A 20,783-nucleotide genomic window follows, 5' to 3' on the forward strand; every position below is an offset into this window, starting at 1 on the left:
CGGGTCACCTCGTTACATGCCTTCCAGCGGTCTCACGCTTCCGTCTCACAACCGACACCTGCCGTCTCGGCCATCGGCGCAGACGTCTCCGCCATCCGGGCGCGGGCATGCCGCAAGTAGTCACCTACTTGCGGCAGGTCGCTCACACTCGAAGCGCCCAGCGGCGCCCTCATACCGTCAAGAAACCACCAACGCGTAATCCGCGTCCGTCGCCGATGTCTCCGGGTGACCGTCGGCGTTCACCTGCGTCGCCACGACCTCCACCGTCCAAGTCCCCGCGGACGGCTTCTCGAGGATGACGTTCTCCACCGTGTCGACGGTGTTCGGCGAGCCGCCCGCGGTCGAGAAGTTGCCGGCCTTCAGCCCGTTGTTGCCGTAGTAGACCGTCCCGTTCGGCGCGGTGACCTTCAGCGTCAGGTCGTTGACCCTGGTGACCGACGCGCTCGGCGAGCCCGCCGGGTCGGTGTAGGCCAGCGTCGCCTTGAACTGCTTGGTCCCGTTCACCGCGACCGTGTACTTCTTCGACTGCCCGGTGCCCAGCAGATCGGTCTCGTTGACCAGCACCGGCAGTTTCCACCCGTTCGCCTTGGCCTGTTCGTGCAGGTACCGCACGTTCGCGGTGCCCCAGCCCTGATGCGTCCTGGTCATGTCGTGCGAGGTGCCGCTGAACGCGAACTGGTCGGCGCCGTTGATCAGCAGCGCCTTCGCGGTCGCGGCGTGCGGGCGGCTCGTGAAGACGTCGCGGCCCTTGCCGGGGCCGCCGTCGAACACGCCGTCGGCCCACATCTGGAACAGCAGACCGGCGTTTCCGCAGGTGATCGGGGTCGCACCGCTCGTGCCGCCGAACGACGTCGTGTACGAGGTGTCACTGCCGGAAGACGTCGTGTCGATCCGGTCGTAGTAGTTCGACAGTTCCGGTTTGATCCGGCCGTCGGCGGCCGGGCCGATGCTGGCGCCGCCGTTCCACTTGTCGTCGGTGCGGCCCAGCGTGTTGTAGTGGTACTGCCCGCCGACCGAGAGCACGTTCTTCGACCAGGCCTGCGGCCGCGACTGCTGGGAGCCCGCGTTGCTCTGTGACTGGCAGATCAGCAGGTCATGGTCGAATACGATCTTGTCGAGCTCGGCCGAAACCGAGTTGTACGCCGTTGTCAGCCCGCCGCCCCAGCTGTTGCTCTGGAACACCGCGCGATACTTGCCCGCCGGGTCGACGAGTTCCTTGGTGTGTGCGTAGCGGTCGGGCTTGTTGTAGGTGGCGAAGATGCCTTGCGCCTCGGGCAGCAGTCCGCGCTGCGGCGCGCTCACCCCGGACGCGAAGATCTGGCCGTACGTCGAAGTGCCGTGGCTGGTGCTGGTCGAGTTCGAGCCGTGCATCACCGTCGGCCGCGCCTTGAACTCCTGGTGGGTGACCCGCAGCCCGCCGTCCATCACCTCGCCGCGCACGCCCTGGCCGCGGTAGCCGCCGACACTCTCGACGAAGTTCGCGCCCCCGCTCTCCCTGGCGTTGGCCATGTCGGTTTCGGGGGCGGTGATCGCGCCGACCGCGAGCACCTCGGCCCCCTGCGCCACGGTGGCGGCCTGACCGGAGCCGAAGTTCGCGACGATGTGCTGCCCGCTCTGCGAAATCGCCTCGATTCCGCCGCCGAGTCGCAGGATCCGCTCGGCCACCGCGCGCTGGTCCCGTGCGTCCGGTTCGACCAGCGTCACCAGGTGGCTGCCCGACGCGGCCGACGAGATCTCCATCTTGTCGGCAGGCCGGTATTCGCCGAGCCAGCGGACGAAATGCAAATTCGCCACCGATTCGCGGTTCTCCGGCTTCAGCCGCACCACGTAGGCGAAATCGGGAATGTAGGTCCCGATTCGCACGCCGAGTGAACGCAAACGCCCACGCTGCGCGTCGGTCAGCGCACTCCGGACCTGGAGCAGGTAGGCGCCTTTCCAGTCCTGGCTCGCGGCCGTCCGCTGGCTGAGCGGATCGAAGGTCCTGCTGGCCAGCCTGATGAACTGGGGGTCTTCGCCGTCAGGGGCGGCGACGGCCACCCCACTGGTCAAGAGCATCGCGCCGACCAAGGGCGCGAGAAAGCGGACACACTTCGGCCGTGGCATGAAATACCTCCGGGGAGCTCTGCAGGGGAGAGAGGTCTTTCGAAGGTACCGGCCGAAAGCCGTCATGATCAGCCGCTGAACGGCTCAGTCGTTTTCCGATAATGCGGGAAATGGAGCATAAACGGTTAAAAACTGATTCAGGAAGCCTCGTCGATCGTCCCGCTGAACCGCGTCAGCCGCTCGTTCTCCTCGTCGTCGAGGCGCCGGATGCTGCCTTCGGGCAGGGTGCACGCGACCCAGATGGTGCGGCAGCGCGCGTACACGGCCCTTTCGTCGCGCAGCCTGCTGTTGACCACGACGTCACAGGTCCCGATCCGGCCGACCACGGTCGCCACCTCGACCGGGTTGTCGCGGAAGGTCAGTCTCCGCAGATAGCTGACGTTGTGCTTCGCGATCAGATACGCCGGCCCCTTGGTGCGGAACACGTGCTCGCGCCGAGGGTCGAGCATCGCGATCTGGGCTTCCTGGAAGTAGTCGAGCAGCCGGACGTTCCCGACGTGACCGAGATAGTCCAGGTCGGCGACACGCAGGCGGTGGCGGAACAGGTGGATCTCGGGAGCGGGACGCGCACTGGTCGTCCCCAGCGGATGTGCGTGCACGAAGTGGATCTTCAACGATCGCGGGGTGTTCCGGCCGCGCGGCGCAACGGACACCGGTCCGGTTCACTCCATCAGGGCTTCGGAGAGCTCGCGGATCGCGGCCGTCTCGGCGGTGTGGATGTCCCGGATCATCGTGCCCATCGTGCTGAACAGTTCGCGTGCTTCGACCTCGGTGAACGGCGACTCGTCGTTGTGGTGCGCGCGCAGTTTCCACAGCTCCGCACCGGCCGCCGCGGCCGCGTCCTGCCCCGCGTCGCCCTCGCGGACACCGGCCGAGACGGTGCTGATCAGCCCGCGCACCCAGGCGAACTCCGTGTTCGACGCGGGAACCGCCGTCTCGGCCAGTTCGGCCCACCGTTCGGCGATCCCGCGCCAGGACGGCGCCTGTTCGGCCAGCGCGGGGAGTTCGAGCAGACCGGCGGCCTCGGTGAGCGCGTCGGCGAACAGCCCGCGCAGATGCCCGCCCTCCATCCCGGCCGGGGTGACGCTCTCCCAGACGTTGAACAGCGCCCCGACGAGCCCGCGCCGTTCACCGAACGCGCGCGGCCAGCCCTTGGGGTCGCGTTCGTCGGTCATCGCCTTCGCCCAGCGTTCCCAAGCGGGCAGCGAGAACGACTTCGACGGCGCCGAGAGGTTCCGCACGCAGTCCGTCAACCCGTCGCGCACGGCCGTCCGCCAGTCCGGGACCTCGCCTGGGCGGATCGTCGCGAGCAGGTTCTTGTACGAGCCGACGCGGCCGCGCGCGGCGTCGAACGTCTTCCGGTCGACCGTCAGCCGGGCGAGATTCCGGTCGTCGACGAGCACCCGGCCGTCCTCTTCGCCGTACGCGACGACGAAGTGGCCGCCACCGCCGGACATCTCCGGCGGAAGATGCCAGTAGCCGAGCGACTCGCGGTCAGGCAGCACCAGAACCGGCCGCCCCGCTTCGAGGTCGGCGGTGAGCCGTTTCGCGGCGGCACGTTTGCCGCCGGTGGTGTGGAAGTCGGCGCCGAGCCCGAGGCGGTCCACTGTGGACTTGAGCCATTCGTGCGGGTACTGCCAGCGCGCGCGGAAACCGAACACGATGGTCGACATCGTCTCGTGCGCGAAGTCCCACAGGATGTAGCCCGCCCCGATCCCGCCGGACACGGCGAAGACCAGCGCCTCGCCGGGTGCCTTGCCGTCCGGGCCTTCGACACCGTGATGCGCCAGTACCGCGGCCACGGCCGACACGTCCGGTTGCAGCCCGCCACGCAATTCGTACTCGCTCACCCCGCCATCATGCCCGCTCCGGCCACGTGAAGCGGTACACGTGTCGGCCGCCCAATCACGCGTGTCGTCCATCCAGTCACGCGTATCGGCCGCCCAATCACGTGGAACCACCGTCTTGGTCAGAAGTCCCTGATCAAGAAAACCCTGCCGCGCAAGGGATCCGCCACGTACACCGTCTTGGTGCGCTGGTCGATCGCGACCGCGCCGGGGTTCACGCCGAGTGACAGGTCGCCGGTGAGCAGGCTCGTCACCCCGTCGATCCTGGCGATGCCGTTCGGTCCTCCGTTGGCGTACACGGTGTTCGATCCTTCGTGGATCGCCACCGACGAAGACTCCGAGCGCAACAGCACGGTCGCCTTCTCCTTGCGTGCGCCCGGATCCACGACGGACAGATGATGGATCGCCGAATTCGCGACGAACACCGTCCCGGACGCGTTGTGCACGGCGACCCCGGTCGGCGACTTGCCCACCGGGATGCCGCCGATGAACTTGCCCGCGCCGATGTCGAAGACCTCCAGCGAGTCCGTGTCGGTGCTGGTGCAGTACGCGAGCTTGCGGCCGCTGTCGACCGCTGTCGACGACAGCCCTCGTGTGGGCCCGACGATGAGGTCCAGCAGGCGGCAGCCGACGCCGTCGAGGACGGCGAGCGTCCCGGTGAGCGCGCTGACCGCGTAGATGCGGTTCGCGCGCTCGTCGATGTCGACGCTGGATGCTCCAGGACCGGCCGGCACCACGCTGACGACGTCGTTGGTCCGGCCGTCGATGACGAGGACGGTTCCGCCGGGCGGGTTCGCGGCGAAGATCCGGTTGGTCGCCGTGTCCACGGCCAGCCCGGCGGGCTCGCCGCCCACCGCGATCACGTCGCCGACGGTGCCGCTGCGCGAATCGAGCACCACGATCGTGCCGGAGGAGGGGTCCGAGACGTACGCGAAGCCGGTGACGGAATTCACCGCGACCGCTTCAGGAGTGCCCCCGACCTCGACGAGAAGTACTTTCTCCGCGCGGGCCGCCGGGGCGAGGGCGACCGTGGAAACGCCGGCCGCGGCCAGCGTGAACAGGGCTCGGCGGCTCAGTTCGGGTCCTCGCACAGGCGCCTCCCCATGATCGCTCCGGGGTTCGACGATAACCCGCGAACCGGGCACGCGAAGGAACTTCGCGTCCCCCGATCGCGTTGTTTCCGATGAGTAACCCCCAATCCCCGGAGAAGGAAGGAGCGGGACGTCGTGCACAAACACCAGAACGGGCTGAAGACCGTCGTCCTGCTCGGCGTGCTGTCCGCGCTCATCGTCGGGATCAGCGGCTTCTTCGGGCGGGGTGCGCTGGTCATCGGCCTGCTGGTGGCGCTCGGGATGAACGCGTACGCCTACTTCAACTCCGGCGAACTGGCTCTGCGGGCCATGCGCGCACGGGCGGTTTCGGAGGCCGAGCAGCCGGCGATGTACCGGATCGTGCGAGAGCTGGCGACCACGGCGCGTCAGCCGATGCCGCGGCTCTACGTCAGCCCCACCCAGGCCCCGAACGCCTTCGCCACCGGCCGCAGCCCCCGCCACGCGGCGGTGTGCTGCACCACCGGCATCCTCGGCCTGCTCGACGAGCGCGAACTGCGGGCGGTCCTCGGGCACGAACTGTCCCACGTCTATAACCGCGACATCCTCATCTCCTGCGTCGCGGGGGCGCTGGCGAGCGTGATCAGCGTGATCGCCAACATCGCGATGTTCACGAGCATCTTCGGCGGCAGCAACCGCGAAGACGGCGACAGCCCCTTGGTCGGGCTGCTCCTGGTGCTGATCGGGCCGATCGCGGCCGCCATCGTGAAGCTCGGGGTGAGCCGCTCGCGGGAATTCCAGGCCGACGCGTCGGGCGCGGAACTCACCGGCGACCCCCTCGGCCTGGCTTCCGCGCTGCGGAAACTCGACCACGGGACCCGCGCGGCGCCGCTCGTGCCGGAGCCGAAACTGGTGTCGCAGTCGCACCTCATGATCGCGAACCCGTTCCGGCCGGGCGAGGGCCTCTCGAAGCTCTTCTCGACCCACCCGCCGATGGACGAACGCATCCGGCGCCTCGAAGAGATGGCCCGGCGCCCCTTCTGACCAGCCGGATCGCGTTTAGGGGGCTAAACGCGACGCCTCGCCAGAGCGCGTTTAGCCCCCTAAACGCGACACGTCGCCCAGAGCGCGATTAGCCCGCTAAACGCGCTCCGCCTCCCGGATCGCGATTAGGGGGCTAAACGCAGGTCGGCCCGGAGCGCAGTTAGCGGGCTAAACGCGATCCGGTTCCCACCTCGTGGGAGGGGGAATCGAGGGGTACGAGCGGGGGTTCCCCGGGCATGGGTTCCGCACAGCAGTTGCACCTCGGGGTCGCGCTCGACGGGGCCGGGCAGCATCCGGCCGCCTGGCGGGTTTCCGACGTCCGACCGGCCGCCTTGTTCACCGCCGCCCACTACCTGGCCCACGCGAAGCTCGCCGAAGCGGCTTCGCTCGACTTCGTCACCCTCGACGACACCCTCGCGCTCCAGTCCGGCGGCGAAGAGGTCGTCCGAGGCCGACTGGACGCGTTGCTCACCTTCGCCGCGATAGCCCCCGTGACCAGCGGGATCGGCCTCGTCCCGACGGTCACCACCACGCACACCGAGCCGTTCCACATCTCGACGGCCGTCGCTTCGCTCGACTTCGCGAGCCGCGGCCGCGCAGGCGTCCTCGCGGTGCCTTCGCGCACCGAAGCCGAGGTCTCGCACTTCGGCAGGCGCATCCTGCCGTCCGAGGCGGACGCCGAAGCGGAGAACGCCGAGGTCGTCGACGTCATCGCGCGTCTCTGGGACAGCTGGGAGGACGGCGCGATCATCCGCGACGAGCCGACCGGCCGCTTCATCGACCGCGAGAAACTGCACTACGTCGATTTCGAAGGTCGCTTCTTCAGCATCAAGGGACCTTCGATCACGCCGCGGCCGCCCCAAGGTCACCCGGTCGTCGCGGTGTACGGCGACTCGCCGTACGCGCATGGCGCCGACGTCGTCCTGATCGACGAGATCCGCGGCGCCCGCGAGCGTTTCCCCGGCGCCAAACTCCTCGCCGGCCTGTCGATCGTGCTCGCCGAAACCGAGCAGGCGGCCCTCGACCGCCGTCGCGTGCTGGAGACCTACGCGCCCTTCCCACCCGGCCTGAGCTTCACCGGCACTCCCGCCGACCTCGCCACCGAACTGCCCCGCCTCGCGGCGTCCAACGGGCTCGACGGCTTCCACATCCGGCCCGCCGTCCTGCCCGACGACCTGGCGCTCTTCACCGCCGGGACCGTCCCCGCGCTCCGGGCCGCGGGCGCGTTCCGGCAGGCCTACACCGGCACCACCCTGCGCGACCATCTCGGCCTCGGGGTCGCCGCCAACCAGTACGCGGAGGCGTGACAGATGCCCAAACAGGTCAAACTCGCCGCACATTTCCCCGGCGTCAACAACACGACCGTGTGGAGCGACCCGCGTTCGGGTAGCCAAATCGACTTTTCGTCCTTCGAACATCTCGCGCGTACGGCCGAGCGGGGCAAGTTCGACTTCCTGTTCCTCGCCGAGGGTCTGCGCCTGCGCGAACACGCAGGCCAGATCCTTGACTCCGACGTCGTCGGGCGGCCGAACACCACCACCGTGCTGGCCGCGCTCTCCGCGGTCACCACCCGGCTCGGCCTCGCGGGCACGCTCTCCTCGACCTTCAACGAGCCGTACGAGGTCGCGCGGCAGGTCGCGAGCATCGACCACCTCTCCGGCGGTCGCGCCGCGTGGAACGTCGTCACCTCACCGGACGCGTGGACGGGACAGAACTTCCGCCGCGGCGGCTTCCTGAAACGCGAGGACCGCTACCGCCGCGCCGAGGAGTTCCTCGCCACCGTGAGGGAACTCTGGGACAGCTGGGCGCCCGACGCGTTGGTGGGGGACAAGGAGAACGGCGTCTTCACGCGAGGCGTCGAGCGCTTCGTCCACAGTGGACCTCAGTTCGACATCCGTGGCGAGTTCACCGTCCCGAGGACCCCTCAGGGGCAGCCGATCGTCATCCAGGCAGGCGATTCCGACGAGGGCAGGGAGTTCGCGGCCAAGACCGCCGACGTCATCTTCAGCCGTCACGGTTCACTGGAGAGCGGCAAGGAGTTCTTCGCCGATGTCAAGCGACGATTGCCCGCGTACGGCCGCGAGCCCGGCGAGCTGCTGATCATGCCCGCCGCGACCTTCGTCCTCGGCGACACCGAGGAGGACGCGCACGAGTACGCCCGCGAGATCCGCTACCAGCAGGTGCGCCCGGCCACCGCGATCCAGTTTCTCGAACAGGTGTGGAGCCGTGACCTCTCCGCCTACGACGCCGACGGTCCGCTCCCCGAGGTCGACCCGGATCCCGAAGCCGAACCGCTGACCTGGGGCCGCGTCCGGCACGAGAAGGATCCGCTGGCCGTGGCCGCGAAATGGCGCGCGATCGCGGAGGAGAAGAAGCTCTCGATCCGCGAACTGGTCATCGAGGTGACCGCGCGCCAGCAGTTCGTCGGCACCGCCCGGCAGGTCGCGGAGTCGATCGACGAATACGTCCAGAGCGACGCCGCCGACGGATTCGTGCTGGTGCCGCATCTGACCCCTGGCGGGCTGGACGCGTTCGTCGACGACGTCGTCCCGTATCTGCGGGAACGGGGCGTCTTCCGGACCGATTACACCGGGGACACCCTGCGGGAACACTTGTTCAGCCGGTAGCGCCATGGGTGCGCGCGACGCTCATCAGATATTCGCCGTAGCCGGACTTCGCCAGCTTGGCGCCGAGCGCGTAGCACTGGTCCGCGTCGATGTAGCCCATCCGCAGCGCGACCTCCTCGAGACAGGCGATCCGGACGCCCGTCCGGTGCTCGAGGACCTGCACGAACTGGCCGGCCTCCAGCAGCGAGTCGTGCGTTCCGGTGTCGAGCCAGGCGAACCCGCGCCCGAGGTCGATCAGGGTCGCGCGGTCCTGCCGCAGGTAGGTGAGGTTGACGTCCGTGATCTCCAGCTCACCGCGCGGGGAGGGCTTGAGATCGCGGGCGATCTCGATCACCTGGTTGTCGTACAAGTACAGGCCGGTGATGGCCTTGTTCGACTTCGGCTTCTCGGGTTTCTCCTCGATGGAGAGGAGCTTGCCGTCGGCGTCGATCTCGCCGACGCCGTAGCGCTGCGGGTCCTTGACCGGGTAGCCGAACAGCACGCAACCGTCGAGCGCGGTCGCCGCGGCCTTGAGCCTTCTGGAGAAGCCCTGTCCGTAGAAGATGTTGTCGCCGAGCACGAGCGCGACGTCGTCATCGCCGACGAAGTCCGCGCCGATGATGAACGCCTCGGCCAGCCCGTTGGGGGCGGCCTGTTCGGCGTAGCTGAAGCTGAGCCCGAACTGGCTGCCGTCGCCGAGCAGCCGCCGGAAATGCGGCAGGTCGACGGGGGTCGAGATGATCAGGATCTCGCGGATCCCGGCGAACATCAGCACCGAGATCGGGTAGTAGATCATCGGTTTGTCGTAGACCGGTAGCAGCTGTTTCGAGATCGCCTGGGTGATGGGATGCAGACGCGTCCCACTGCCCCCGGCCAGCACGATGCCTTTCATGCGATGCCCCCGCTTCATAGCCGATCGCTCGGCCTCACACTACCGGGTGGCTCAGAACGCCGGTCCCTTCGCGAAATACGCCTTGCAGCCGAGGTTGTACTCGGTGGAGATCTGCAACACATTCTTTCCGCCGTCGACCGGAAGCAGCGTGGAGCTGTAGTTGGGGCAGAAGTTGTTGTGGATGCCGGTGATGTGCACCGGGGCGGGCAGCTCGTACCAGTGCCCGGCGCCGAAGTTGTCGTTGGCGAGCAGGACCTTGCCGTTCTTGCCCTGCGGGACGCCTGCCGCGTTGGTGTAGATCTGCCCGACCATCACCAGCCGCACCCCGTTCGGGCCGCCGGGGAACAGCGTGATCGTCTGGGCGTGCTGGAAGTAGTTGCCGTTGGCGGTGGTGACGCGGGTGCCCGGGTCGAGGGGGTCGCCCCAGTTGGCGCCGTCGGAGGAGATCTTGAAGTACGGGTCGCAGTAGCGGTCGCGGTAGTTGCAGATCTCGTAGGCCAGGTAGTACCGGCCGTCGGGGAGGCGGCGGATGATCGGCATCCCCGGCCGCACCCGATGGGGCGGGATGGCCATCGTGCGCTGCTTGGTGCCCCAGTTCACCCCGTCGGTGGAGGCGACCCGGTTCATCACCTGCGCGAACTGCGGCGCCTCGGTCTCGTCGGCGTAGTGCAGCCACAGTGTGCCGCCCGCGTCGACGGTGAACTCCGGCTCCCAGATGCCGTCGTGGTTGTGCGAGCGGGCGGCCTCGGAAAGGAAGGACCACGTGCGGCCGGCGTCGCGGCTGGACCAGATCTTGATGCCGATCCGCCGCTGCGGGCCGGCGTCCTGCCGGTAGCTCGCGGCCCACAGCAGGGTGCCCGCGCGAAGCCTGCCGACCCGCTGCGGCAGCTCGTACAGCGTCCCGCAGCACATGCCGCGGCGGCCGTCCCGGTCGCGGACCTCGCCGACCTTGTGGAAGGTCTGGCCCTCGTCGGTGCTTTCCATAATCGGCGTGACCTTGCCGCTCGCGTCTTCGCTGGTCAGCGACGCCAGGATGCGGCCGCGGCCGATAGCGGAGTGCTCCAGGCGGATGAGCCGTGGGTACGAGCCGTAGCCGGGCACGAGCTGTTGCCGTTCCGCGGCCTGCGCGGAGGTGAACAGGGACGCGATCACCGTGAGTGACAGCGCGAAGGCGAGTGCGGTGCTGAAACGGCGCTTCATCGTGACCTTCCTCGAACGCGATCGCCGGATTACAACACGGGCATTTGTCCCTTTAGGGCTCCCTCGAAGGCGTCGCGGCGGAAACCCACGTCCGAGTGTCCTGAATCGCTCGGCCGGGTGGTCCGGTAACGCTGGGCGATCGGCCGACGAAGATCCGATGACGGGTTCGACTGGGGGGAAATACGTGATCAGGCGCTTGGGTGCGGCGTTGAGCGCCGCGCTGCTGACCATCGGACTGTCGGCCTGCTCGCCGCCGAACCTGGGCCGCGTCGTCCCGCAGGCTGCCGCTCCGGAAGGACTGCGCACACCTTCGGCGACCCCGCCACCGACGTCCACCACCACCCCGCGCCCCGGCCCGCAGCCGGAGGAGAAGCACTCGGGCAAGGGGAACGCGTCGGTCCCCATGGCTTGGCCGACGCGCATCGGCTTCGTGACCTTCGACTGCCCGAAGTGCTCCGGGCACGTCGCGGTCAACACCGAGAACGAGCTGATCGTCAACGACGTCGGCCCTTACAAGGGCACGCAGTGGATCAACGACATGCCCGACCACCGGGCGAAGACGTTCACCGTCAAGGCCAACGCCGCCTGGACGCTGACCATCACCGACGAACGCGGCCTGCCCGTGCTGCAGCCGGGCAAACCGCTCTCGGGCAAGCGCGACGCGGTCTTCTCCGTGCCGGACGCCGTCTCGTCGGTCGCCGTCACCACCAAGGGCAACGGGAACACCGCGGTGTGGGTGCGCAGCGGCGACTACGCGGAGCTCCCCGTGAACCAGCTCGGCGACTACAAGGGCAGCGTGCCCGTGTCCGGCCCGGCCTTCGTGTCACTGGAAGGCGACGGGACCTGGACGATCACCGCGTCGTAGACCTTGGAGAGTGTCGCCGTCTTGAGGCAGACTTGGGGCTGTGGTGGGACGAGCGGCGACCGTGATCTCGATCGTCCGAGCGGGCCGTGAAGTGCGAGCGGCGGAAGCGAAGCCCGAGGGACCGACCGCCGACGCGCTGGACAAGGAGCAGCTGGACCAGCTGCACGCGGCTACTTTGAAGGCGGCCGACTCTTGTTTCGAACTCAAGAAGCTGTGCGCGACGGTGCTCGTCCCCGCGGGGGTTCTGGTCGCCACCTTCAGTGAGAGGAAGCTGACTCCGGCCGTTTTCGTCGCGGGCTTCATGGTCATCGCGGCCTTCTGGGTCGCCGACGCGTTCAGCTTCTACTACCAAAGACGGCTTCGGGTGCTTATGAAAGACATCTGGAACCGGCGTGCCGCGCGCTGCGCGGAGGGCTATGACCACGTTCAAAAGGTGACCGGGGTGAGCTGGTTCCGAGCCGTCTTCAATTCCTCGATGATCTATTACCTGATCCTCGCGGTGATGGTCGGAGCGGCGTTGGCGGCATACGCGTTCGGGCTTCTCGGGACCGGTCCGGCAGGCCACCCATGAGCGTGTTCGTGAGTTACTCCCGCGCCGACAACTCGCTGGAGCAGCTGGAGGCGCTCCGTGCTCGACTGGCCGGGGACGCTGACGTCTACGTGGATGACCTCGACTGGGCGGCGTCAGGGGGCGATCGGGCTGATGCCGTTCACCGCGAACTGGCGCGTGCATCGGTTTTCGTCGCTGTGGTCAGTGTCACCTATGGGAAGACCCCGTGGACGGCTTGGGAATTCGACGTCGCCTTGATGCGGGGAATCCCGAAGCTCGCCTACCTGCCCGATGGCAGGCTAGTAGATGAACGATCGGACGAGTGGCCGTTCGTTCCGTCGGCTCTGTCCGAAAGCGTGCTGTCCGTGCCGACCGCGGATACTTCCCACGAGTAGCCGCGGTCGGCACCAGATCAGCGGTAGTTCGTGAACTGCAGCGCGATCTCGAAGTCCTTGCCCTTCAGCAAGGCGATCACGTCCTGCAGCTGGTCCTTCTTCTTGCCGGACACCCGAAGCTGGTCACCCTGGATCTGCGCCTGGACCCCCTTGGGGCCTTCGTCGCGGATGAACTTGGCGATCTGCTTCGCCTTGTCCGACGCGATCCCCTGCAGGATCTTGCCGCCGATCTTGTAGATCTTGCCGGACAACGCCGGCTCGTCCGCCTCGAAGGCCTTGAGGGAGATGCCGCGCTTGATCAGCTTCTCCTTGAAGACCTCGACCGCCGCCAGCGCCCGCTCCTCGGTCTCGGACTCGATCGCGATCGCTTCCTCACCGGACCAGTCGATCTTGGTCCCGGTACCCCGGAAGTCGAACCGTGTACCGAGTTCCTTGCTGGCCTGGTTCAGGGCGTTGTCCACCTCCTGGCGATCGACCTTGCTCACCACGTCGAAAGAGGGATCCGCCACGTGTTCTCACACCTCGTACTCGCTTGTCAGGAGCTTCCACCCTAGCCCTGCGGAACCCGGTTGACCGGCCCGCCATGGCATTGGGTATTCTTTCGTCTCGGCCGGGGACACCCGGCCACGGCGAGTTGCCCGAGCGGCCAAAGGGATCTGACTGTAAATCAGACGGCACAGCCTTCGGGGGTTCGAATCCCTCACTCGCCACACCGAAGCGGCCCCGTGACCAGGTCACGGGGCCGCTTTTGTCGTGTTCGGACGCTTCTCGGGATCGAAGTCACACCGAGTCAGTAGTTGGTAACCAGTAGCTTAATGCTCATGGCTGACCGGATGGGCGCCGCCTTGGTGGGCACGGCCCTGGCGGGGGCGGTGATCGGCAGCGTCGGGGCGCCTCTGATCACTCCGGTCGCCACGGGGATGCACGTGTCCTTGGACGCCGCGCAGTGGACCTTGACGGTGACGCTGTTCAGCGGCGCGATCGCGGGACCGGTGCTGGGCAGGCTCGGCAGCGGCCCGTACCGCCGCGCCACGATCCTGGCCACCCTGGCCCTGGTCGTGGCGGGCGGACTGCTGACGGTGCTCCCGCTTCCGTACGCGGCGCTGGTGATCGGGCGCGGCTTGCAGGGGCTCGGGGTCGCCGTCGGGGCGTTGTTGATGAGCGTCGCCCGCGCGCACCTGCCGCCCGAGCGTTCGACAGCGACGATCGCCGCGTTGTCGGTCGCCTCGACCGTGGGCATCGGGGTCGGCTATCCGGTGATCAGCCTTCTCGACCAACTCGCGGGGCTGCGTGCCGCGTACGGGTTCGGATTCCTCCTGTCCGCCGTCGCGCTGGTCATCGCCTGGCGGGCCCTGCCCGCCGAGGCGCCGGGTGAGCCGCCCCGGATCGACGTCACGGGCGCGGTGCTCCTCGCGCTGGGCACTCTCGGGGTCCTGCTGGTCATCGCCGAACCCACGATCTGGTCGGCCCCATGGCTGGCCGCCGGCCTTCTCGCCGGTTCCGCCGCGGTCCTGGCGGCATGGGCCTTCATCGAACTGCGCACCGCGGTGCCGCTGGTGAACTTGCGGCTGCTCGGCCAAGGGCCTCTCCTGCGCGCGAACCTGGCGATACTCGTGGCAGGCGCCGGTTTGTACCTGCTGTTCAGCCTGTTCACCCGCTACGTGCAGACACCCGGCGGCGCCCACTACGGATTCGCGCTTCCCGGTGTCGCCGCGGGGGCGGCCCTGATCCCGTTCTCGCTGCTCGGGTTCGCCGCGGGAAAAGCGGTGCCGCGTCTCATCGCGCGCGTCACCGAGCGGTGGATGTACGCGGTCTCGATCGTGATCGCCGCGGCCAGTGCCCTGCTGTTCGCCGTCGGCAACCAGTCGCTCGCTCTCGTCCTCGTGGCGATCGCCCTGCTCGGCTTCGCCGTCGGAGGTGTCTTCGCGGTGATGCCCAAGCTCGTTCTCGTCGGTGTGCCACCGGAAGAAACGGCGAGCGTGCTTTCGATCAACCAGATCGCCCGCAGCATCGGCATGGCCGTGGGCAGCGCACTTGCCGGGTTGCTGCTCGCCGCGGCCACCCCGAGTGGCGCGTTGCTCCCCACGCGGAACGGCTACCTCACCACGGCACTGTGGGCGTTGCCCCCACTCGCCGTCAGCGCGCTGATCATCGCCACGAACGGCTCTCCGCGAACGTCCTGACCCGTCAGTGCGGTGCGCGCTCCCAGACCGACACGTGTTTGGTGCTCTCGGCGGTGAACTCCGAGCGATCCCAGCCCGCCCAGCGGTGCTTCAGGCGCATCCCGGCGAGGCGTGCCATGAGGTCCATCTCGGCGGGCCAGGCATACCGGAAGGGGATACGACGAAACCGCCCCTGCCCGTCCGGTGTCACGGTGACGTGGTTCGACGTGAACTCCTGGGTGACCACGTCGTACTGGTCGAAGCCGACATAGCCGGGCGCCATCGCGAACGGGACGATGTCCTGCCCGGGCGGCAGGCGGCGCAGCTCCGGCAGACCCACCTCGACGACGAACAGCCCACCCGGCCGCAGATGCGCGGCCGCGTTGCGGAAGATGTCGACCTGTCCGTCCTGGGTGGTCACGTTGCCGATCGTGTTGAACACCAGGTAGACCAACGAATACTGACCGGCCACCCGCGTCTTCGTCATATCGCCGATCGTGACCTCGACGGCGTCGCCACCCGGCTTGTCCGCGATCCGCGCCGCCATCGCCCGGCTCAGTTCGATACCGCGCACCGGCACGCCGCGCGCGGCCAGCGGGATCGCGATCCGCCCCGTCCCGACGGCGAACTCGAGCACCGGGCCGTCGGCCAGGTCTTCGAGGACGTCCACCGCGGAGGCCACCACTTCGGGCGCGTTCGCGCCGCCCGGCGCGTCATAGCCCGCGGCGACACTCTCGGGGAACCAGCCGTCCGCCGGATCGTCTTCCGTGTTCGTCTCATCGATCACGGTCGCCGACGCTACGCCCGCGACCGGGCGCTTCTCATCCCGTTTTTCCCGTCACCGGCCGCGATCCCGCCTTTGCGGCCACGCCGGATGGCTGTTCGGTTCGGCCAGGTCCTCGAGGTAGGTGTACTCGCTGAAGTCGTCGTCCGTCGTGGGTGCTCTACGGGCGCGACGGGGTTCGGCCGGTGCCGTCTCCGCCTCGAGGCCCGCGGCGACCTCGGCCAGCAGAGGCCATAGTTTCTCCTGCGCTCTGGGCACGAACAGCGCCTGCGCGATCGGGTGCTCGCAGTTCCCGGCGGCGACCTCCTCCCAGCTGAACTTGCCGTCCCGGACACAGTCGGCCGCCCGGGCCAGCCGCGGCGGGACGTCAGGCCGTTCCGCCGCGCGGCGGAACACCTCGGCCGTGAACTTCGACGCGTCGACCACGCGCGCCACCTCCGTCGTTCTCCCGTCGCCAAACCGGAGTAAGACCCTACCTAGGGTCCCGCACCGGAAATGCGGCACATGATTCGGCGGCCCAGCTTCCCGCCGGCGTCGCCGGTCCGCCCGAGTACACCCGGTACGAGGACGAACCGGCAACACCACCAGCGGAAACCTGGATCCACCGACTTGTGCACCGCATTTCCGGTGCACGACACCAGCGGGCGGTGAGCAGCGGAATTCCCGGTGAAGCGTCAGCTCGACCCGGCCCGGTACCGCAGCAGCACGATCCCGGAAGCGAACGGCCGCTCCTCCACCAGCCGGAGCTTCGGGACACCGGTGGCGCCCTCGAACAATCGACGGCCTTCGCCGACCACGACGGGATAGACGAACAGCCGGTACTCGTCGACGAGACCCTCGGCGATGAGCGCCCGCACCAGCGAGATGCTGCCGGTCGTCACGATGTCCTTGCCTTCGACGGCCTTCAACCGCTCGATCTCCGAACGCAGCTCACCGGAGAGTACCGTCGTGTTCTCCCACTCCGGCTCCGTCAGCGTGCTCGAAACCACGTACTTGCTCACTGAGTCGAGATAAGCCGAAATGCCTGTCGTGTCATCGGTTTGCTTCGGCCAGTACCCGCGCATGTCTTCGAAGGTGACGCGTCCGAGGAGTAACGCGTCGGCGTTCTCACGTTGTTCGCGGAGCGCGGCCGGCACATCCGACTGGTCGACGTCCGGATCGGTGTCGCCGGGGCTGAACCAGTCGCCCGCCAGTTCGATGACGCCGTCGATCGTGCTGTTCTCCGTGACGATCAGCTCTCGCATGAACCCGACCGTACCGCCGGCCACCGACAAGAACGGACCGATGACCGAGCCGCCCGCGGCCGACACGTCAGGAAGCCGAAGTGTGGGTGCGACGGCAGCAAGCGCTCGTGCCGAAGGCATCAGGATCGTGGGCTACTCGATCATCGAGCCGTGAACCGCGGCTCCGTCCGCGCGGCCGAGAAAGCGGGCTACCGCAACGATGGACTGCTGCCCGCCCATCACGAGATCGGTGGTGTCCTGCGGGACATGCTTCTCTACGTCTCGCCGTGAACGGCGCGCCTCGACGGATACCAGGCCTCACCCGCGGGTTCGCCCGCCATGTTCCAGCTCCACGACACCTTCGGCGTGACGCGCGCGTAGATGCCCGGGCCGACGGCTCCCGTCCGTTCGATCGGATCGGCGGCCTCGCCATAGACCCGGACGCCGCGGGCGATGAACGGATCGAGTGAGACCAGATCGTCTATGAGCAAGGCGACTTTGCGTTGCCCCGCTTGGATGTTGCGGAACTTCCGGGTCGCGAGGACCGACGTGCCCACGCCGCCGACCCAGAAGTGCGTCCCGTCGAACTCGAACGCCAATGGGACGACGTCGGGCTGTTCGCCGTCCTCGGACAGCGTCGCGAAGCGGGCCAAGGGTTGCGAGCGCAGGTATGCGATCTCTTCCTCTGTGAAAGCCATGGCACCATCCTCCTCGTTCAAGCCGTCAGAACCTGCGCGTGATTGAGCACCAGCATGTCGGTGACGAAGCAGACCGGCGTACCGTCGGCCGCCCGGCCGATCCAGGTCGGATAGCTCCCGTCTCCCCAGCCGGCGGAAAACGCGATGATGTTGCCCTCGACGCCGTCCAGGGTGATGTCGACGTGGGGATCCGTCTCGGCGAACCTCTCGATGAGGTCGTCGTCCACCTCCTCGGGGAGGGCGGTGGCATCGGCGAAACAGCCCGTCCCGCTGTCCACGCCGTAGCCGTAGAACTCACCGTCCCCGAGGAAGAGCGGGTCCTGCCCCGGCCAGAGCGCGGCTTCCCACGTGGCGGCCGGAACGTCGGCGATGACGAGTTTGGCGGCGGCGACCCGTTCGTGGGTGGGTTCGTCGACGAACCGGATCACGACTAGCTCGACCCGGTATTCCCCTGGCGGCACGGTGACCGTGAACTGCCCGGTCTCCCGATCCAGGAAGGCCGGATCCGAGGCGACGAGCCTCCCGCTGGGCATGCGCAGTTTCCCGGCTTCCCGAAGCTCGACCTCGACAACGCCATCGTCTTTGTTCAGCGAAAACCGCGTGCCCGCGGTGAACATCTGCTCCAGGGCGGAAGGGCGCAACGGAACGGACGGCCGCCACGGGCGCTGGTCGACGGGGAGGGGCGGATCGGTTTTCGGAGCGTCCGGCGTTCGGAGGGTCAGCTCCCGCGCATTCGTGAAAGGTTTCCAGTCGCCGAAGGCGGGCTTCGGCATGGTCAGCTCGGACACCGGCTTTTGCACGCGGCCATTGCTGGAACCGCCGCCGTAACCCTTGGGGGCTCGATACACCCACCCCTCGCCGTCGGGACCGAAGGACATTTCCACGCGGCCGGCGCTCTGTTCGTCGAACTCCTCCTGGTCATCGAAGTGGTAGGTCCACTGCTCGATCTTCACCAGGAACAGGTCGCCGGTTTCGAGTACGCGGAACTCGTACAAACCGCGGCGCCTGCTCCGCTCATCGAACTGCACCGCGCGGGCGAAGCGGTGCTTCCACGCGATTTCGAGCAGCACCAGCGGCACCTCGGTACCGGGGCGCGCCAGCGCGACGGCGTACTGCTCTCCGGCGGCGTCGCGTTCCCGCGCGGTGCCGGGCGAAAGCCTCCCGGTCAACGCGCGGGCGGCCGGATCCCAGCCTTCGCAGTAGACGACGTCCAGCAAGGTCCCCTCAGACATGAGCGAAACCTAGCGGGTACCCCCGACAAAACTCACGCTTTCTCACGGATCGCGTAGTCACCGAAGGCCGGTTCCAACAGTTCGAAAGCCCGCTTGGTCGCCTTCGTGAGTGCCCTGGCGATCTCCTCGTTGCTCTCGCCGTCGTGCGAGCGCCGGAGGACCTCGCGGAAGAGCACGCGGTCGATCGCGTTGAGCTCGGCGGCCGCCATGATCGGGGTGACGTCGTCCGCGTCGGCCCCGGTCTCGGTCGCGAGCAGTTCGGCGAGTGCCGCTTCCCGCAGTTCGTGCAGTTCACGCAGCCGTGCGGTCAGGGTCGGGCTCTCCAGCACCATTTTCGCGAAGACCGGCCCGGTGAAGCCGATCACGGGTGAGTGCTCCGCCACCGCGTCCAGGAAGGTGCGCCGTAGCGCGGCCAGGGCCGACTCATCAGCCTTCCGGTCGCGGACGGCGTTCGCCAGCCCGTTCGTGAACTCTTCGTGCTGGTCGAGCGCCAAGTCCTCCTTGCGGGCGAAGTAGTTGGTGACGGTCTTCTTCGCGACTCTCGCCGCCGCGGCGATCTCGGCGATCGTCGTCTCCTCGAAGCCCTTCTCGATGAAGAGGAGCGTCGCCTGGTCGGAGATCAGCTGCCGCGTCTCCTGCTTCTTGAGCTCTCGCAAACCCACATCCGTGCTGGTCATGAGCGAAGTTTACCACCGTCGTAAAAATACCCTTGACTTCCTGTAGGCCGGATGTAAACTTACGTCCGTACTACCGACCAGTGAGAGAAGAGGCTCCTTGACCGCTCGAATCCCCCAAGGCAACGAAGGCACCAACCGCGCCCAGATCCGCCGGAACGACCGCCGTCATCAGCAGCCGTTCCCCGGCCGCTCGATGCCGGCGCGCCGCTCGACCGGCGTCCCGCGCCGCCGGTCGTACTGACCGATCAGCTCATCCGTCACCGCACTGCCGACCGAAGGGGATAACCCATGAACGTCCTTGCCTCCACCGTCTCGCTGACCGTCGACGACGTCGCCGCCTCCAGCCGTTTCTTCACCGAGCACTTCGGCTTCACCGAGCAGATGGCCGCGGAGGGTTTCGTCTCCCTCGGGCACGAAACCGCGAAGGTGACCATCGTGCTGCTCCAGGCGGGCATCGAGGTCCTGCCGGAGAACCTGCGGCAGCAGCGCGCGTCCGGCGTGATCGTGGCCTTCACGGTCGAGAACCTCGAAGCCGAGGAGAAGCGCCTGCGCGACGAAGGTGTCGAGATCACGTTGCCGCTGCGGGAAGAGCCTTGGGGAGAACGCCTCTTCATGGTCACCGACCCGAACGGTGTGCCCGTGGAACTCGTGGAATGGGTGCAGCAGTAGGAAAACGCCCGTCTTTCAGTGAAGCGAAGCGGGGCTTGGTCCACAGTGGACCAAGCCCCGCTTTCCGTTGTCTGTCCTACTTCATCGTGGCGAGCTGGATGAGGTTGCCACAGGTGTCGTCGAAGACGGCGGTGACCACCGGCCCCATGTCGACGGCGTCCTGGGTGAACTCGACGCCCAGCCCCTTGAGCCGTTCGACCTCTGCGTACACGTCGTCGACGGCGAACTGGGTGAACGGGATGCCGTCGCTCGCCAGCGCCTTTTTGAACGGCTTCGCCGCCGGGTGGCCGTCCGGCTCCAGCAGCAGTTCGACGCCGTCGGGGTCGGCGGGGGAGACCACGGTGAGCCAGCGGGCGTCGCCGGTGGGCACGTCGTGCTTCTTGGTGAACCCCAGTTTCTCGGTGTAGAAGTCGAGAGCCTTGGCCTGGTCGTCGACGAAGACGCTGGTGATGTTGATCCGGATCACGGGTTCGGTTCCTCTCGGTCGATGGGCCACCGCTCGACGATCGACCGCAGCGGGCTCGTGTCGAGGTGGTGGAACTTGTAGCGGCCCTGTCGCCGGGTGTGCACCAGGCCCGCCTGTTCGAGCATCGCGAGATGCTGCGAGATGGCCTGCCTCGAAGAGCTCAGGCCATGTTTCATGGTCAGCCTGCCGCAGATCTCGAACAGGGTCTGACCGTCCTTTTCGGTCAGCTCGTCCAGGATTGCGCGCCGCGTCGCGTCGCCGATCGCCTTGAACAGGTCGCCGTCCACGACTCAGTTATAGGCAAGCCGTTGCTTGCCTGTC

25 protein-coding genes and 1 tRNA gene are annotated in these 20,783 nt (G+C 67.7%); 11 read left to right on the forward strand and 15 right to left on the reverse strand.

What is annotated here, in order from left to right; translation table 11 throughout:
• Positions 1-177 precede the first annotated feature (177 nt).
• The 4 genes from DL991_RS35680 to DL991_RS35695 form a co-directional block, all read right to left on the reverse strand.
• Positions 178-2,103, reverse strand: coding sequence for a S8 family serine peptidase (locus tag DL991_RS35680; protein WP_125788755.1), 1,926 nt, complete (start codon positions 2,101-2,103; stop codon positions 178-180).
• A gap of 137 nt (positions 2,104-2,240) precedes the next feature.
• Entirely contained in the window at positions 2,241-2,756 is a 516-nt protein-coding gene (locus tag DL991_RS35685; RefSeq protein WP_125788756.1) for a thioesterase family protein, read from the reverse strand.
• Positions 2,757-2,765: 9 nt separating this feature from the next.
• Positions 2,766-3,953 carry a BtrH N-terminal domain-containing protein gene (locus tag DL991_RS35690; RefSeq protein WP_125788757.1) on the reverse strand — a complete coding sequence of 396 codons (1,188 nt, stop codon included), beginning with the start codon at positions 3,951-3,953 and terminating at the stop codon, positions 2,766-2,768.
• Positions 3,954-4,072: 119 nt separating this feature from the next.
• A complete protein-coding gene (locus DL991_RS35695; RefSeq protein WP_125788758.1) occupies positions 4,073-5,041 on the reverse strand; it encodes a YncE family protein in 969 nt (322 codons plus the stop codon).
• Positions 5,042-5,176: 135 nt separating this feature from the next.
• Between DL991_RS35695 and htpX the strand changes: the two genes are divergently transcribed.
• From htpX to DL991_RS35710, 3 genes are all read left to right on the forward strand, one after another.
• Positions 5,177-6,043, forward strand: coding sequence for a zinc metalloprotease HtpX (htpX, locus tag DL991_RS35700; protein WP_125788759.1), 867 nt, complete (start codon positions 5,177-5,179; stop codon positions 6,041-6,043).
• Between the two features lie 236 nt (positions 6,044-6,279).
• Positions 6,280-7,350 carry an LLM class flavin-dependent oxidoreductase gene (locus DL991_RS35705; RefSeq protein WP_125788760.1) on the forward strand — a complete coding sequence of 357 codons (1,071 nt, stop codon included), beginning with the start codon at positions 6,280-6,282 and terminating at the stop codon, positions 7,348-7,350.
• A 3-nt stretch (positions 7,351-7,353) separates the two neighbouring features.
• Positions 7,354-8,670, forward strand: a complete 1,317-nt coding sequence (locus DL991_RS35710) for an NtaA/DmoA family FMN-dependent monooxygenase (protein ID WP_125788761.1) — start codon at positions 7,354-7,356, stop codon at positions 8,668-8,670.
• Here the strand turns inward: DL991_RS35710 and rfbA are convergent.
• A complete protein-coding gene (rfbA, locus tag DL991_RS35715; protein ID WP_125788762.1) occupies positions 8,660-9,541 on the reverse strand; it encodes a glucose-1-phosphate thymidylyltransferase RfbA in 882 nt (293 codons plus the stop codon). The genes DL991_RS35710 and rfbA overlap by 11 nt on opposite strands.
• A gap of 51 nt (positions 9,542-9,592) precedes the next feature.
• Positions 9,593-10,741 carry a sialidase family protein gene (locus tag DL991_RS35720; protein WP_125788763.1) on the reverse strand — a complete coding sequence of 383 codons (1,149 nt, stop codon included), beginning with the start codon at positions 10,739-10,741 and terminating at the stop codon, positions 9,593-9,595.
• Positions 10,742-10,925: 184 nt separating this feature from the next.
• Here DL991_RS35720 and DL991_RS35725 point away from each other — a divergent pair, with 184 nt between their 5' ends.
• The 3 genes from DL991_RS35725 to DL991_RS35735 are packed head-to-tail and all read left to right on the forward strand — an operon-like array spanning position 10,926 to position 12,551.
• Complete coding sequence (locus tag DL991_RS35725) at positions 10,926-11,606, forward strand: hypothetical protein (RefSeq protein WP_125788764.1); 681 nt, start codon at positions 10,926-10,928, stop codon at positions 11,604-11,606.
• A 40-nt stretch (positions 11,607-11,646) separates the two neighbouring features.
• Positions 11,647-12,177 (forward strand): hypothetical protein, encoded by a 531-nt coding sequence (locus DL991_RS35730; protein WP_125788765.1) that lies wholly within the window; start codon positions 11,647-11,649, stop codon positions 12,175-12,177.
• Positions 12,174-12,551, forward strand: a complete 378-nt coding sequence (locus tag DL991_RS35735; protein ID WP_125788766.1) for a TIR domain-containing protein — start codon at positions 12,174-12,176, stop codon at positions 12,549-12,551. Before DL991_RS35730 ends, DL991_RS35735 begins: the two co-directional genes overlap by 4 nt.
• 17 nt (positions 12,552-12,568) lie before the next feature.
• Here DL991_RS35735 and DL991_RS35740 read toward each other — a convergent pair whose 3' ends face one another.
• On the reverse strand, positions 12,569-13,060 hold the full coding sequence (locus tag DL991_RS35740; protein WP_007030975.1) for a YajQ family cyclic di-GMP-binding protein: 492 nt from the start codon (positions 13,058-13,060) through the stop codon (positions 12,569-12,571).
• Positions 13,061-13,179: 119 nt separating this feature from the next.
• Here DL991_RS35740 and DL991_RS35745 point away from each other — a divergent pair.
• Positions 13,180-13,261: transfer RNA gene (locus DL991_RS35745), tRNA-Tyr, on the forward strand.
• A gap of 111 nt (positions 13,262-13,372) precedes the next feature.
• Positions 13,373-14,734 carry an MFS transporter gene (locus DL991_RS35750; RefSeq protein ID WP_125788767.1) on the forward strand — a complete coding sequence of 454 codons (1,362 nt, stop codon included), beginning with the start codon at positions 13,373-13,375 and terminating at the stop codon, positions 14,732-14,734.
• A 4-nt stretch (positions 14,735-14,738) separates the two neighbouring features.
• Here the strand turns inward: DL991_RS35750 and DL991_RS35755 are convergent, their stop codons facing one another.
• The 3 genes from DL991_RS35755 to DL991_RS35765 form a co-directional block, all read right to left on the reverse strand.
• Positions 14,739-15,500: a class I SAM-dependent methyltransferase gene (locus tag DL991_RS35755; RefSeq protein ID WP_125788768.1), complete on the reverse strand. Its 762-nt coding sequence runs from the start codon at positions 15,498-15,500 to the stop codon at positions 14,739-14,741.
• 51 nt (positions 15,501-15,551) lie between these two features.
• Complete coding sequence (locus DL991_RS35760) at positions 15,552-15,923, reverse strand: hypothetical protein (protein ID WP_125788769.1); 372 nt, start codon at positions 15,921-15,923, stop codon at positions 15,552-15,554.
• Between the two features lie 248 nt (positions 15,924-16,171).
• Positions 16,172-16,741, reverse strand: a complete 570-nt coding sequence (locus tag DL991_RS35765) for a dihydrofolate reductase family protein (RefSeq protein WP_125788770.1) — start codon at positions 16,739-16,741, stop codon at positions 16,172-16,174.
• Between DL991_RS35765 and DL991_RS43595 the strand changes: the two genes are divergently transcribed.
• A complete protein-coding gene (locus DL991_RS43595) occupies positions 16,740-16,895 on the forward strand; it encodes a hypothetical protein (protein ID WP_233599192.1) in 156 nt (51 codons plus the stop codon). The two genes, DL991_RS35765 and DL991_RS43595, sit on opposite strands and share 2 nt — an antisense overlap.
• 100 nt (positions 16,896-16,995) lie before the next feature.
• Here the strand turns inward: DL991_RS43595 and DL991_RS35775 are convergent, their stop codons facing one another.
• The 3 genes from DL991_RS35775 to DL991_RS35785 are packed head-to-tail and all read right to left on the reverse strand — an operon-like array spanning position 16,996 to position 19,327.
• The gene (locus tag DL991_RS35775; RefSeq protein ID WP_125788771.1) at positions 16,996-17,418 is read right to left on the reverse strand and encodes a PPOX class F420-dependent oxidoreductase; all 423 of its coding nucleotides are present in this window, start codon (positions 17,416-17,418) and stop codon (positions 16,996-16,998) included.
• Positions 17,419-17,435: 17 nt separating this feature from the next.
• On the reverse strand, positions 17,436-18,650 hold the full coding sequence (locus tag DL991_RS35780) for a DUF4241 domain-containing protein (protein WP_125788772.1): 1,215 nt from the start codon (positions 18,648-18,650) through the stop codon (positions 17,436-17,438).
• Positions 18,651-18,682: 32 nt separating this feature from the next.
• Positions 18,683-19,327 (reverse strand): TetR/AcrR family transcriptional regulator, encoded by a 645-nt coding sequence (locus tag DL991_RS35785; protein ID WP_125788773.1) that lies wholly within the window; start codon positions 19,325-19,327, stop codon positions 18,683-18,685.
• Between the two features lie 97 nt (positions 19,328-19,424).
• Here DL991_RS35785 and DL991_RS42760 point away from each other — a divergent pair, with 97 nt between their 5' ends.
• Both DL991_RS42760 and DL991_RS35790 read left to right on the forward strand, forming a co-directional pair.
• Positions 19,425-19,568: a hypothetical protein gene (locus DL991_RS42760; RefSeq protein ID WP_158632593.1), complete on the forward strand. Its 144-nt coding sequence runs from the start codon at positions 19,425-19,427 to the stop codon at positions 19,566-19,568.
• A 47-nt stretch (positions 19,569-19,615) separates the two neighbouring features.
• On the forward strand, positions 19,616-19,996 hold the full coding sequence (locus DL991_RS35790) for a VOC family protein (RefSeq protein ID WP_125788774.1): 381 nt from the start codon (positions 19,616-19,618) through the stop codon (positions 19,994-19,996).
• Between the two features lie 76 nt (positions 19,997-20,072).
• On the opposite strand, the gene DL991_RS35795 is transcribed toward DL991_RS35790, so the two are convergent.
• Both DL991_RS35795 and DL991_RS35800 read right to left on the reverse strand, forming a co-directional pair.
• Complete coding sequence (locus DL991_RS35795) at positions 20,073-20,462, reverse strand: VOC family protein (RefSeq protein ID WP_125788775.1); 390 nt, start codon at positions 20,460-20,462, stop codon at positions 20,073-20,075.
• Positions 20,459-20,749, reverse strand: coding sequence for a helix-turn-helix transcriptional regulator (locus DL991_RS35800; RefSeq protein ID WP_125788776.1), 291 nt, complete (start codon positions 20,747-20,749; stop codon positions 20,459-20,461). The genes DL991_RS35795 and DL991_RS35800 overlap by 4 nt, the downstream gene beginning before the upstream one ends.
• Positions 20,750-20,783 lie beyond the last annotated feature (34 nt).

This window comes from Amycolatopsis sp. WAC 01375 (assembly GCF_003947325.1).
Classification (GTDB): Bacteria; Actinomycetota; Actinomycetes; order Mycobacteriales; family Pseudonocardiaceae; genus Amycolatopsis.

Coding starts and splice junctions, on each gene's coding strand:
- DL991_RS35680 (WP_125788755.1), bottom strand. CDS start 2,103: ATGCCACGGCCGAAGTGTGTCCGCTTTCTCGCGCCCTTGGTCGGCGCG.
- DL991_RS35705 (WP_125788760.1), top strand. CDS start 6,280: ATGGGTTCCGCACAGCAGTTGCACCTCGGGGTCGCGCTCGACGGGGCC.
- DL991_RS35710 (WP_125788761.1), top strand. CDS start 7,354: ATGCCCAAACAGGTCAAACTCGCCGCACATTTCCCCGGCGTCAACAAC.
- rfbA (WP_125788762.1), bottom strand. CDS start 9,541: ATGAAAGGCATCGTGCTGGCCGGGGGCAGTGGGACGCGTCTGCATCCC.
- DL991_RS35720 (WP_125788763.1), bottom strand. CDS start 10,741: ATGAAGCGCCGTTTCAGCACCGCACTCGCCTTCGCGCTGTCACTCACG.
- DL991_RS35735 (WP_125788766.1), top strand. CDS start 12,174: ATGAGCGTGTTCGTGAGTTACTCCCGCGCCGACAACTCGCTGGAGCAG.
- DL991_RS35750 (WP_125788767.1), top strand. CDS start 13,373: ATGGCTGACCGGATGGGCGCCGCCTTGGTGGGCACGGCCCTGGCGGGG.
- DL991_RS43595 (WP_233599192.1), top strand. CDS start 16,740: ATGAACCCGACCGTACCGCCGGCCACCGACAAGAACGGACCGATGACC.
- DL991_RS35765 (WP_125788770.1), bottom strand. CDS start 16,741: ATGCGAGAGCTGATCGTCACGGAGAACAGCACGATCGACGGCGTCATC.
- DL991_RS35775 (WP_125788771.1), bottom strand. CDS start 17,418: ATGGCTTTCACAGAGGAAGAGATCGCATACCTGCGCTCGCAACCCTTG.
- DL991_RS35780 (WP_125788772.1), bottom strand. CDS start 18,650: ATGTCTGAGGGGACCTTGCTGGACGTCGTCTACTGCGAAGGCTGGGAT.
- DL991_RS35785 (WP_125788773.1), bottom strand. CDS start 19,327: ATGACCAGCACGGATGTGGGTTTGCGAGAGCTCAAGAAGCAGGAGACG.
- DL991_RS35790 (WP_125788774.1), top strand. CDS start 19,616: ATGAACGTCCTTGCCTCCACCGTCTCGCTGACCGTCGACGACGTCGCC.